This is a genomic window from Paenibacillus sp. XY044, from assembly GCF_002257645.1.
Lineage (GTDB): Bacteria > Bacillota > Bacilli > Paenibacillales > Paenibacillaceae > Paenibacillus_AQ.
The window spans coordinates 339,906-352,351 of the sequence record NZ_NQMO01000007.1 but is presented as its reverse complement, the minus strand read 5'-3'; the positions used below and the strand labels follow the sequence as shown (position 1 = coordinate 352,351).

The window sequence follows — 12,446 nt, the reverse complement described above, 5'->3', positions numbered from 1 at the left end:
TCCATCTAACTTATCATATATCCCCCTTCTATACTGAGATGGTCAAGACAAGCACGCGATAAAGAGATGGAAGGGAAGTTACATATCATGAAAAAAGCAATCCTGATGATGATGTCCGCACTGCTCGCGATGAGTGTCACAGCCTGTGGTGCAGGTACCTCAAATAGCAGCAGTGGAAACAGAGCTCCGGCCGGCCCGGACTCTACCCCGGAACACAAGGAAGTGATCGAACCTCCGTCAACCACGGAGGAGAAGACGGTTGTCTTCTCCACTTTTTTTCCTAGTGATTACTTCAAGGAAGCGAAGAAAAAATACGAAGCCAAGCATCCCAACATCACCATTGAGCTGAAGTCCCTCTCAACGGATGACGCTCATCTTGAAGATAATCTGGAGAAGTTCGTGAAGACGACGGGCACCGAGATGCTGTCGGGCAAAGGGCCGGATCTGCTTGAAATGGACCAGCTTCCGAGCGGCGATTATGTAAAGAAGAAAATGCTAGCCAATCTGGGTGACATGATGGACAGCGATCCAAGCTTCAAACAAGAAGAGTATTTTACCAATATTCTAAACGGGATGAAGACCAATGGCGGATTATACGGTCTGCCTATCGGCTTCTTTGTCTACGGTCTCATTGGCAATGAAGATGTGATCAAGAAGAGCGGAGTCACTTTCGATGACACCAAGTGGGGATGGGAGGAGTTCGTTAACGCGGCCAAAGAGATGGCTAAAAACAGCGGAAAGGATCAGTTATCTGCACTTGGCCAGATTCCTCCTGAATATATGGTGAACCAATTTGTAAACCAGCGGTATTCGACCTTTATTAATGAGGAAAAGGGTACGGCCAACTTTGACTCGAGCGAGTTCAAAGGGGTGCTGCAACAGGTGAAAACACTGTTTGATCAAAAAGTAGTAGGGGAAAATCCGCGTATGCCGATCTTCTATACTGCTCAAATTAATTCGCCGAGTGATTATATTCGGGAATTGCGGCAGAGCGAATTTATTTCTGGCGGCGACGCGCACACCTCAAAGCTGTATTTGAGTCCCAATGCCGATGCGCAGCATCCAGGAGTTTCCTTCAGAACATATCAAACCATCGGACTTAACGCGCGTTCGACTGTGAAGCCCGAAGCGTGGGACTTCCTGAAGTTCCTGCTGTCGGATGAAATGCAGGTCAAGCCGGATGGAGCGGGTTTCCCGCTGAACAAAGCCTCATATGCGAAAAAAGTGAAGGAGCTGCTTGAAATAGGAAGCGTGAAATCGGATCAGCCGGTCGGACCGATGAAGGGCAAATCCTTCCCTATTACGCAAAAGGATATTGATGACCTATCCAATTTCTTGAGCAGAGCCTCTTATCCGCTGCAATTCAAGACTTCCAAAGTGGATGAGATGATTACAGAAGAATCAAAGGCCTACTTCACCGGGCAGAAATCAGCGGATGATGTAGCGAAGCTGATCCAGAACAGAGTAACCACATACTTGAATGAATAGTTTACAGCCGGTAATAAGCCCTGAATATCTATTCGGGGCTCACCGCCGGATTAGGGAGGCAGCACGACATGACAGATTCAGGATGGCGGGTTAGACTTGCGCGATCTTCTCGCCGGGAATGGACAGCGGCCCTGTTGTTTCTGGCCCCGAGCTTGATCGGATTCGCCCTGTTTTACCTCATTCCGTTTGCGATGGGCGTTATGTACTCGTTTCAGGACAGTACGATAGGGGGCCGCTTTGTAGGACTGGATAATTATGAGGCGGTGCTGGGCAGCAGCTCATTTCGCAAGGCAGCCGTTAATACCCTGCTTTTTACAGGAATCAGTGTGCCGCTCATTGTCTTACTATCACTGTTGTTTGCTCATCTGTTGAATCAGCGGTTGTTTATGCGCAATTGGCTGCAGACTGCTTTTGTACTGCCGCTTGTAGTACCGGTCGCTTCGATAGTTATGACGTGGCAGATCCTCTTCGACTGGAACGGTACCGTGAATGTCTGGCTGCAGCATTGGCATGCGGGACGTGTTGACTGGATGAAATCGGACTGGTCCATGATGGTGTTGATCGTTGTATATGTATGGAAAAATGTGGGCTATAACATTATTTTATTCCTGGCCGGTCTGCAAAGTATTCCGAAGGATTACTATGAGACGGCAGCGATTGAAGGTGCGGGACGGCTGTATAGGTGGATTCATATCACCTGGGTCTACTTGACCCCGACGACGTTTTTTGTCGTGCTGATGTCCATCATCAACTCCTTTAAGGTGTTCCGTGAAACCTATTTGATCGCCGGGGATTATCCGCATGATCGGATTTATATGCTCCAGCATTATATGAACAATATGTTCCTATCCCTGGATGTGCAGAAGCTGACGGCAGCTGCGGCACTGATGGTTTGCGGCATTCTTCTTCTGGTAAGTGCCATGCTCATGATCGAGCGATGGTTCCGGAGCTTTATGGAGTAAGGAAGGAAAGTGAGAACGATGAAGTGGATGCGTAAGCTGGTACTCACCGCCGGGATGGGGATATGTGCTTTGGCCATGTTGTTTCCGATTATCCTGACTTTTACAAATTCATTGATGACGGAAGCAGAAATTGATGATAACTACCATTTGATAGGCAAGCTGGTTAATGTCGCTGCAGGAGAGAAGAACACCTTTATTCATTTGAAGCTGATCCCGGATTGGGTATCCTTCGGCCAATATGCTGAAGTACTGGTACAAAAGCCCGTATTTTTGCATATGTTCTGGAATTCTGTTTTTATCGTTGTCCCAATCATTGTCGGACAGGTGATTGTAGCCTCACTGGCTGCCTATGCGTTCGCCAAGCTGAGGTTCCCGGGCAGAGAGAAACTGTTCGTGGTATACCTGATGACGATGCTGATGCCGTTCCAGGTAACACTGGTCCCCAACTATATTATTGCAGATAAGCTGGGGCTGATGAACACGACCTCCGCCATTATTTTGCCAGGGATCTTCAGCGCGTTCGGGGTGTTCATGCTGAGACAGTTCATGCTGCATATTCCGTATTCCTACGTTGAGGCAGCCAAGATTGATGGAGCCGGTCAGCTGAGAATTTTCTATTCGATTATGCTTCCCCTGATCCAACCGGGTATGGCGGCACTGACCGTACTGTTGTTTGTGGATAACTGGAATATGGTGGAGCAGCCGCTGATTTTTCTGGAGGATGCCTTCAAGCAGCCGTTGTCCTTGTACTTAGCACAGATTAATGAAGGTGCCCGGGGTGTGGCTTTTGCCGCCGCTGCGATATACATGGCACCGATGGTACTGCTGTACTTGTACGCCGAATCATATTTTACCCAGGGCATTCAGCTTTCGGGAATCAAAGGGTAGTTCTTTTACGGGGTGATTGTCATTGGGAATTGAGCAAGCAAGACGCAAAAAGAGTATCGCATGGATCGCCGGGATTTTCATCTTGCTGTTGATCCTGTTCACCTTATTCAGTAATACCTTGGCTGCCTTGACGCTGCCGAAGGTTGCTGTTGCTTCAGTGGGCCGTGGTGACCTGAGTCATGAATATCACGGAACAGGTGTCCTGGAATGGAAGGAGGAAACGGAGCTGAGCGGCACTTCGGGTTGGAAGGTGAAGGAGGTTAAGGTCAAAGCAGGAGATACCGTCAAAAAGGGACAAACGCTGGTTACTTATGACGGCAAGGAAGTCCAGCAGCAGATTTTGGACGAGCAGGGTACACTGGCCAAGCTGAAAATGTCAGCCGGCAGTCTGAAGTATGCACTAATGGAAGCGATGCAGGGTGGGGATGAAAAAACGATCAACGATGCAACGAATGCCTATAAAAGCAGTGGCATCGATATGGATACCCAGGAGCGGCGGATTCAGGTGTTGCAGGACAGCTTGAACGAAGGCGGGAAGCTGGTTGCCCCTTTTTCCGGCACTGTAACCAAAGTCAATGCGAAGGTGGGCTTTGCTGCTGCTGGGGCACCTGATGTCGTTCTATCCGATCACAGCCAGGGATTAGGTCTAGAACTGTCGCTGCCGGCTCAAGCTGTGACTGATCTCAAGACCGGAAGCGAGATTGACCTTCAGCTGGATGGAGAATCTGCTGCACAAGTGAAGGGACGGATTGAGAGTATTGCCGACAGTGATGCAGTCAATGCGAATTCAGGAAATGGGGGTGGGGATACCGGCAATGCGGGGAATGCGATCGTTCAAATGAAAAAGCTATCCATTGCCGTCCAAGACCCTGCAGCGAAGAATGGTACGACGGTACAAGTGGACCTGACACAGTCGCTGAAGGATGTGGTACTTGTTCCGAATGAGGCTGTACATGACGAGAATGGCAAAAAGTATGTCTTTGGGATTGAGCCCAAGGAAGGCCCGCTTGGCAATGCCTTCTATGTCCGTAAAGAGTACATTACGGTAGTGGACAGCAATGAGACGCAGTCTGCTGTGACCGATGGGATTTTTGATCAGGAACAAATCATTATGGAGAGCAGCAAGCCTTTGCAGGAGGGTGACAGAATTCGCATGTAACTTATTTAACTAACCTAAGTCAAAATGAGGTATCAACGATGAAAAAATACATCATGAGTATAGCAATGCTTTGTCTGATACTATTGTCTGCTTGCAGCAGCGGTCCGCTGGCCAATCAGCGGGCTGCTGAACCGGAGGCAGAATCACGCAATACCAGCGGAATGGACTCGGTCTCCACCGCTGGGGCTAAGTCGGGTGCTGCGGCAGCGGAGAGGAGCGATGGAGGCGGCGATCAGTCGGCAACTTTACAGCCAAGGCAGCCCCAGAAGCTCGGTCAGGAACCTCCGCGGTACCATTCCGGAAAGAAAGTGATCTACCTGACCTTTGACGATGGCCCGTCTACAGCAACACAAAGTATTCTGGATTCGCTCCTTAAGTATGGGGCACAAGCGACCTTTTTCATGCTGGAACCCCGGATAAGGGTCGAGCCGAATATAGTCAAGCGTATCGTGAAAGAAGGTCATGCGCCAGGATTGCACGGGGTCACCCATGACAAGAACAAATTCTACGAGTCCCCGCAGTCGGCTGTGAATGAGATGCTGAAAGATCAGCAGACACTGGAGAACATTACCGGAGTACATTCTCAGTTGATTCGCACGCCCTATGGCAGCATACCTTATTTGACAGAGCCTTTCCGGGCGGCGCTTAAGCAGCAAGGTTTTCAGTTGTGGGATTGGAATGTGGACAGCAGCGATTGGTCCAATGGTCAATACCTGACCACAACTATCCATCAGATTCAAAAGCAAACGGCGGCCGGGATTATCCCCATTGTACTGATGCATGACAAACCAGAGACGGCTGAACACTTACCAGAACTGCTGAAATATTTGGAGCAGAACGGGTTTGCAGCAGAACGGATGGAACAGAGCACAACGCCTTACAACTTCACCTGCTACAACCGTTGTTATCCGGTGGCGTGATGAGAAGATCGTCATTGATTTTCATCTATATGGTGTTGGTTGTGGCGGCGCTGACGGCGTGCGGCAGTTCTCCCCGGTCGGGCGGAAAAGCCATCGGTGGAAGTACAGATCAGGGAAATGCGGCGGAGGCAGTTCACAAGAAGACATCAGATCTCTCCTCCCGTGAAAGGACGCCTCCTTCAAGAAATGTGTATACAATCGTGATTGATCCCGGGCATGGCGGGGAAGACCCCGGCGCGACCGCTGTGAATGGGCGATTCGAGAAGGAATTTACACTGAGTATGGCTCAAGCCCTTGCCTCTCTACTTGAGAAAGACTCGCGCCTGCAAGTAAAGTTGACCCGAAGTGATGACACCTTCATTTCCACACAGGATCTGTTCAGACCGAAATTCGCCAATGAGCAGCGTGCGGATCTATTTATATCGATTCACGGAAATACGTTCGGTGATCCCTCCGTATCGGGTACTGAGTCCTTTTACTATCATGACCAATCGCTGGATTTAGCCAATATCATTCACAAGCACGTGGTTATGGCTACCGGCTTCAATGACCGCGGTGTAAAGAATGCGAATTATTTTGTATTGCGGGAGACCCAGATGCCGGCGGTGCTGCTGGAACTGGGATATCTGACAAACCCGGAAAATGATGAGAACATGTGGACACCTGATTTTCAGCAGTCGGCAGCTTCCTCCATATATAAAGGAATTAAGGAGTATCTGAAACTTGGCTGAAAGACGCACTTTTTTGAAAATTTACTATAGGTAGCATTCTGGCGTATGTTAAACCGGAATTTCGAAAGCCCATGAGATAAAGGCCATGTGCTGGAGCAGTGGAATCAAGAGATGAAAAGCACCTAATCCCTGGCGCTTTGCCGGGGCTTTGACATGATTAATTCATGAATAAATGAAAGAGGAGGAGAACCTATGGGAAAGCAGGAAAAAACCTGGGCTGCAATCCTTATAAGCGTTATCATCATGAGCCCACTATTACCACAAATGTCAACAGCAGCTTCATCCCAAAAAGGCGCACAAACTACGAATAGTATGGAGGACTTGACGATTAATCCGGGGTTCGTGCAATTAGATTCCAAAGTGAGGGTTTCGCTGCAGGATGTGAACATCTGGAAGCAGGCGGAAGGCAATATTCTGTCCTATACACTCGTTTATTCAAATGGAAGCAGCAGTGCGAGCCTGATGAATTATTTTTCGAAAGTGGCCACGCCTGGCGGATCTGTGGTTCAGGGCAGTCCTGTTAACGCAGAGGGGTTCAAGAAGAGTCTGATATCCAGAGAACAAAGGAGAGTCACATATTATGCCAATATTGGACAGGTTGACTCGCTGAAAGGGTTGAAATTCCCGATGTACATCTGGGCTGACCATGTATCGGGATTTATGAAGCATACCGGTACGTTTGCACTGCCGGAGAATTACTCGAACCAAACCGTGTACGGCAACAGCCGGAATACAACGATGAACGGAATTCCGGTCACAGCCAGCAGCCAGTCGCTGGAGATCTACAAATACAGTGGGAAGGTGTATGCGAAGGTTGGCTTCAACCTGGTTAACAAAGGCGGGAAAGTGCTCGCAGACCCAGGTTATAAGGCGTATCTGACTTCTGCCGGAGGCAGTTCCTTTAAACTGTCCAGCTCTCAGACAGAATTTAAGGTTCAGCCGGGTGAGAAAAAGACAATTTACTATTTTACTGAAATTCCTCCTTATATGAATACCAAGAATATGAAGCTGCAGTTCACCCGCATGGATGAGACAGTCAAGCTGGAGCTGGGCATGTTCTCGTTTAAGCTGCCGGCTGCCACGACACCTGATCTGACTGTTGGTGTGGGTAAAACAAAAAAAATAACAGTGAACAATAACACGGTTGAAATAGGGATCCAAAATGCCAGTGTCTACGGGGAGAATGACAAAGGGAATTGGTCCTTCCAGCTGCGACTGAAGAACACCGGCAACAAATCCGTTACTTTGCCTACATATGAGCTGGCTGTCAGATCCTCTACCGGGAAATCGTTTCCGATTGATGCCAAAGCCTTAAGCGGATTAACGCTGAAACCGCTCGAGGAGAAAATCATTCCGCTGAATGCGCAAATTCCGCTCGAAGTGGAACAAAACACGCTGCAGCTCGAATTGATGGAAGGCGTTGGCGCGGAAAATATGGGAGACACGGGAATAACCGATAAAGGGGGAGCACCGGAGGCAGGAACAAATCTGAACGTTCCCGTCGCCTATTTTACCCTTCCTTACAACCTGCACACAGACACGCAAAAAGAGACGGTATACAGGGAGACGAACCAATATGGCACGTATTCCTATAGCCTGCAATCGCTGCATCGTTTTCCGTGGAAGGATGAAGACATCGTCATCGCCAAGCTGAAGATTACCAACACGCAAACGGTCGATCTTCACCTGCCGAAACTGAAGGGTGCGCTTAAAATGGATCGTCAGGATTTCTCCGCCTCAACTGAGCTGTTCATGGATAAGGATGTGACGATTTTAACGCCGGGAGAAAGCACAGAGATGAATGTTCTTGTCAAGGTTCCATATACGCTGGATTTTAGCACCTTGAAATTGGATTTATTCTCCACCGCGAAGGACGAGAAAGAGGATACGGAGAAAAAGACAGCTTTCCTTTCGCTCACCACACCTGGCGTGATGAACTCGCTGGAGACCGTTAAACGGGGAGGCAACTTTACGATTTTCGGCAAAGGCAAAAATGCAGAGCTGCAGGAAAACAAGACGACGCTCTTCGAGGGGGATCATTACAACGTTGTTTACACCGAAATGCTACTAAGCAGTGAGGAGATGAGGCAAACCATGATGGCTGGACTTCAGGCTTATTTCAGAACGGCTGATGGACAATTGTATCAAGCGACTGCCAGTCAATCGGATACGCTTGCGACGCCAGGCATCAAACAGCTTGTCACCTTTATGGCGAAGCTTCCGAAATCTGTTTCGGACTCAGACCTCATGCTTTATGTTGGACCGGGAATTAACGGGGATCAATACAGTGAGCCGGGAGGGGAAGCAACCGGATTTGTCGATGTTTCGGCACTGGCGTTGAGTTCCGTTAGGTATATGAAATCGAACTTGAGTCAAATCAGTTTCCTGCCGTTTACGCTGAGCTTCTCCAATTCGAAAGGCTCGAAAATAAAGGGGAGTGACAGCATGAATATAACGGTAAATTACGACCTGATGCGAGACAAAGACTATGATATGGGGACGATCGACCATAAGCTTATCCTTAAAATCATGGATCCTAACGGCCAGGCGCAGGAAAAAAGCTTGAAGATCGGTACGGATCTGACGGAAGGCAGCAATAACACGTATACGGTTACGTTAACCAACAGCATGTACAAAGACCTGAATGGCGGCTCGTATCAATTGATCCTGTATGAAGAGATGCTGGGCGAGCGGATCAAGCTGGGCAGCCAAAGCTATGACCTGTACGTTGAAAAAGGGCTTGAAGAGCAAGATTGAGGCTATCGCTCTAAAGCCTGCTAACACTGTGCGTAAGGACCTGTTGTTCAAAAATGATACGACATGGATCCTTCGCACGGATTGTTTAGCTCCAACCCCTTTTTCCTGTAGAGCCAACCATAAGATAACGCTCAGAGAGCCGTTAAGCAATACCGCACAAGGATGTAATGCAAGAAGAACAGTTTCCAGTTGATTATCTTTTTCATGAGTCAGTTATCTCCTGCGAAATGATACGAATGAATCCAATCGGAAATATCATTAATCACCTGTCGATCGACATGTTGTGCGACCTTATACTCTTTTTTTGCTTTTCGTATCTCTCCATAAACAAAAGGCATGAAAGCATGATTCAGGTTTGGATAAAGTTTATAGGTTACATTTGGCCGATCTCCCAATATTTTTTTATAGCCATTAAAATCCTTTTCCACCGATACATGAAAGTCTTTCTCTCCTTGCAGAATGAATACGGGCTTATTTAACACTTTGAGATAATTTTCTGCAGGATGTTCGCCCATTTCTTTCAAGTAGTAGGCTCTAACATGCTTTCCTAAAACTGGCGTTGATTTTGCTTCTTCATCACTGAGGTTATAGATGTTGTCAAACTTTGATGCTAATGCTGCGATTTGTTTTCTGGCGATCCCTTTCAAAAACTTATTCAGTGAATTTAAAACTTCGTTGTTTTGATCCATGATAATATCTTCAAATTTGCGTGGAGATCCACCCATCATAATGATTCCGGCAAAATGACCGCCTTCTGCATCAATTCGCGGAGCTAACATCCCTCCTAGGCTATGGCCAATCATAAATATTTTGTTTGGATCAATACGTGAATCTCTTCGCAAAAAATTAGCAGCGTGAACAGCATCTTCAATGGTTTCTTCTTTCACGGATATTGCAGTATCATTTCTCATTTCTTTGCCATATACGAATGTTCTCTTATCATATCGCAGCACTGCAATTCCTAATCCCGACAAACCATCAGCAAGATCCTTAAAAGGGTAAATGTTTCCGATTTTTTCATCCATGTTGCTTGGACCAGAGCCTTGAACCAATACAACTCCAGGAAACAATCCTTTTGTCTTATCGGGAATTGTCAATATTCCATTCAGAGGGTACTTTGTTGCAGCACCTAAAACAATTTTTTCATCAGCCATTGTGTTGCCTCCTTAAATTGACAACCAAAAGGTAAGTGAATGCACGAGACAAATGAAGTAGCACGTTTCGAAACTAATTTTTACCCATATCGAAATTTATCATATATTGAGAGCGAATGATTTGATAACCGATTGATTGATACAAACGAACCGCAACATCGTTGTTGTCAATGACATTAAGGTAAACATTTGGAGTCATTAATTTCCCTACCCGGGTTAATTCAGTAGAAATACTTCTCCCATAACCTCTCTTTCTATAGGAAATATCTGTCACGATATTACCTAGCTCAGCATAGTCTTCGCAATATATGTGAAATCCTCCAACCGCTACGAGTTGATTTTCTTCCATGATGCCACAGAAAGGGTAATCTAATTCGTCTTTAGTGAATGCCAATGTATTCATTTCAGTCATCTTAGATTCGATAAGATTATGATGAGCAGGGCCGAATGGAGTAACATTTAACGGTGTATGTTTGGGCAGTGCTTCTTGATCCACATGCTTCATTAGCAGTATCTTTCTTGGCGTTTCTATTGGCGTAATTTGAGAAGTAAACATATCCAAGTCTGCTTCATTAACAATGATACTCCCCATTCCGTGCTTAGGAAAATTTAATTGAGAACCCATGAATTTTAACGTGGATTGCAAACAAAAAGCACTTTGTAGAGGTAGGAAAGAAAAAGCTAGAAAGGGGAGTCCTTTAAAGCTTGCTAGGATTCCAAGTAATTCATTCTGATCTGAAAAATGTCCAACATGTACTGTGTTTTGCTTGCGAACTGTCAGATACGAATAGTATAAAAAATGCTGATCTCTATTTATGGATTTCTTAATAAGATCAAGTTCATTTGGTGTCAGTAATCTAATCATATGATATCCTTTCGGTGGGCCATTCAGGAATATTTATTAACCATTTCAAGTAAATAATTTCGAAATTCTTCAACGTATGATTTGGGCTCTACGACTTCTAGATTTGTGCCGAAACGTGCTAAAAATTGAAATCCGATACTGTTTTGAGGAACTTGAATTGTTGCCAAGAATAGATCAGAACTATGGTTTTCAATACTTTTTCGACCATACCTTTCAATGAAATGATCTTTTATGCTGGGCGAAATCAACGCTCGTATAGCGACTAGTTCCGGTTGATAACTTGTATCATGTTCTTGTTCTAACGAATAATCTCTAGGGTTAAATGTTTTTTCATCCACATGAAGATGTTCAATCCTAGATAATTTAAACGTTCTATATCTCATACGATGTAAACAGTATCCTTTCAAATACCAACTCGTTTCGCTAAAATGAAGCTGGTACGGCTCGACCATTCTGTTCGTATTCACGCCATTTTTATCAATATAGTCAAACGAAATCAATCTTCTTGCTAGTATTGCTTCTTGACACATCTTCAAGGTTTGACGAATTTCAGACCGGCCCTCCCAATCATAAAATGATAGTTGGATTGAGCTTTTCGGAGACAACGGGCTAACCATGGCCTCTATTTTTTTTATAGTCACTTCAACTTCTTCGCTAAGTAGAATTTGTTCCAATCCGCCGAGCGCCGTTAAAATATTCTCCAAATCGGAGCTGCTTAAAAGACGTTTATCAACCTTATATTCGTCCATAATACCGTAGCCACCATGAACTCCGTTGACAGAATAGATGGGGATGTTTGATAAACTCAGTGTTTCCATATCGCGAAGAATCGTTCTTTTGGTAACGTTAAATAATTGTGCGAATTCTTTGGTTGAAACAACATCCTTTTTCAGAAGTATCATGATGATGGATATTAATCTCTCAACCTTTTCCATATATTCTCCTTTTTTTTGTACTTTATTTATAAATGGTGACATACAGCTGTCACCTCTTATTCATTATACTACAGTTAACACAAGAAGGAGGTTTTACTTTATGTCAGCTGTTGTCTATTTAAACTTTGATGGGGTTGCAGAACAAGCGATTGATTTTTATTCGAAGGCGTTAAATGCGAAAGAAATAAAAAAAGTTAAATTTAAGGATTTTCCCCAAGATCCAAACTACCCGTTGCCGGAAAATGAGCTAAATATGATCATGGAGTCTTCGGTGGAATTTGCAGGCGGGAAGATCATGATGTCGGATATTCTGCCTTCGATGAAGAGTGTTACGGGCGAGTTGGTTAAAGGCAATAATATCCTGATTAGTATCATTAATGATGATAAACAGACACTGGAAGATTACTTTTCCAATTTGTCTGTAGACGGTTATGTTATCATGCCGTTATCCAATACGCCTTGGTCTTCGTGCTTTGGAATGCTGGTCGATAAGTTCGGCGTTTCCTGGAAATTTAATCGTGACGCAGACCAATTTCTTGATAACGTAATTTCCACCAAACAGTAACTCATATTATAAAAATGGCCTT

General features: G+C 45.6%; 11 protein-coding genes. 8 read left to right on the top strand and 3 right to left on the bottom strand.

The features are described 5' to 3' along the window. Positions 1-87: 87 nt before the first annotated feature. The 7 genes from CJP46_RS25990 to CJP46_RS25960 all read left to right on the top strand — a co-directional run bounded on the left by CJP46_RS25990 (position 88) and on the right by CJP46_RS25960 (position 8,905). Positions 88-1,488, top strand: a complete 1,401-nt coding sequence (locus tag CJP46_RS25990; RefSeq protein WP_094598539.1) for an ABC transporter substrate-binding protein — start codon at positions 88-90, stop codon at positions 1,486-1,488. A 68-nt stretch (positions 1,489-1,556) separates the two neighbouring features. Beyond that, positions 1,557-2,450, top strand: a complete 894-nt coding sequence (locus tag CJP46_RS25985; RefSeq protein ID WP_094598538.1) for a carbohydrate ABC transporter permease — start codon at positions 1,557-1,559, stop codon at positions 2,448-2,450. Between the two features lie 18 nt (positions 2,451-2,468). Then, complete coding sequence (locus CJP46_RS25980; RefSeq protein ID WP_094598537.1) at positions 2,469-3,338, top strand: carbohydrate ABC transporter permease; 870 nt, start codon at positions 2,469-2,471, stop codon at positions 3,336-3,338. Positions 3,339-3,360: 22 nt separating this feature from the next. Further along, positions 3,361-4,497 (top strand): efflux RND transporter periplasmic adaptor subunit, encoded by a 1,137-nt coding sequence (locus CJP46_RS25975; RefSeq protein ID WP_179281339.1) that lies wholly within the window; start codon positions 3,361-3,363, stop codon positions 4,495-4,497. A 38-nt stretch (positions 4,498-4,535) separates the two neighbouring features. Continuing rightward, positions 4,536-5,417: a polysaccharide deacetylase family protein gene (locus CJP46_RS25970; protein ID WP_094598535.1), complete on the top strand. Its 882-nt coding sequence runs from the start codon at positions 4,536-4,538 to the stop codon at positions 5,415-5,417. 14 nt (positions 5,418-5,431) lie between these two features. After that, a complete protein-coding gene (locus CJP46_RS25965) occupies positions 5,432-6,148 on the top strand; it encodes an N-acetylmuramoyl-L-alanine amidase family protein (protein ID WP_256992534.1) in 717 nt (238 codons plus the stop codon). 321 nt (positions 6,149-6,469) lie between these two features. After that, positions 6,470-8,905: a hypothetical protein gene (locus CJP46_RS25960; RefSeq protein WP_179281338.1), complete on the top strand. Its 2,436-nt coding sequence runs from the start codon at positions 6,470-6,472 to the stop codon at positions 8,903-8,905. A 209-nt stretch (positions 8,906-9,114) separates the two neighbouring features. Here the strand turns inward: CJP46_RS25960 and CJP46_RS25955 are convergent, their stop codons facing one another. From CJP46_RS25955 to CJP46_RS25945, 3 genes are all read right to left on the bottom strand, one after another. Next, positions 9,115-10,059 (bottom strand): alpha/beta hydrolase family protein, encoded by a 945-nt coding sequence (locus tag CJP46_RS25955; RefSeq protein WP_094598533.1) that lies wholly within the window; start codon positions 10,057-10,059, stop codon positions 9,115-9,117. A 73-nt stretch (positions 10,060-10,132) separates the two neighbouring features. Continuing rightward, entirely contained in the window at positions 10,133-10,924 is a 792-nt protein-coding gene (locus tag CJP46_RS25950; RefSeq protein ID WP_094598532.1) for a GNAT family N-acetyltransferase, read from the bottom strand. 23 nt (positions 10,925-10,947) lie between these two features. Continuing rightward, on the bottom strand, positions 10,948-11,859 hold the full coding sequence (locus tag CJP46_RS25945; protein WP_094598631.1) for a helix-turn-helix transcriptional regulator: 912 nt from the start codon (positions 11,857-11,859) through the stop codon (positions 10,948-10,950). 100 nt (positions 11,860-11,959) lie between these two features. On the opposite strand from CJP46_RS25945, the gene CJP46_RS25940 reads away from it, so the two are divergent. After that, entirely contained in the window at positions 11,960-12,424 is a 465-nt protein-coding gene (locus CJP46_RS25940; RefSeq protein ID WP_094598531.1) for a VOC family protein, read from the top strand. Positions 12,425-12,446: the final 22 nt, after the last annotated feature.

Bases quoted from the DNA above. Each gene is read 5' to 3' on its own strand.
- CJP46_RS25990 (WP_094598539.1), top strand. From the start codon at position 88: ATGAAAAAAGCAATCCTGATGATGATGTCCGCACTGCTCGCGATGAGT.
- CJP46_RS25985 (WP_094598538.1), top strand. From the start codon at position 1,557: ATGACAGATTCAGGATGGCGGGTTAGACTTGCGCGATCTTCTCGCCGG.
- CJP46_RS25980 (WP_094598537.1), top strand. From the start codon at position 2,469: ATGAAGTGGATGCGTAAGCTGGTACTCACCGCCGGGATGGGGATATGT.
- CJP46_RS25970 (WP_094598535.1), top strand. From the start codon at position 4,536: ATGAAAAAATACATCATGAGTATAGCAATGCTTTGTCTGATACTATTG.
- CJP46_RS25955 (WP_094598533.1), bottom strand. From the start codon at position 10,059: ATGGCTGATGAAAAAATTGTTTTAGGTGCTGCAACAAAGTACCCTCTG.
- CJP46_RS25950 (WP_094598532.1), bottom strand. From the start codon at position 10,924: ATGATTAGATTACTGACACCAAATGAACTTGATCTTATTAAGAAATCC.
- CJP46_RS25945 (WP_094598631.1), bottom strand. From the start codon at position 11,859: ATGGAAAAGGTTGAGAGATTAATATCCATCATCATGATACTTCTGAAA.
- CJP46_RS25940 (WP_094598531.1), top strand. From the start codon at position 11,960: ATGTCAGCTGTTGTCTATTTAAACTTTGATGGGGTTGCAGAACAAGCG.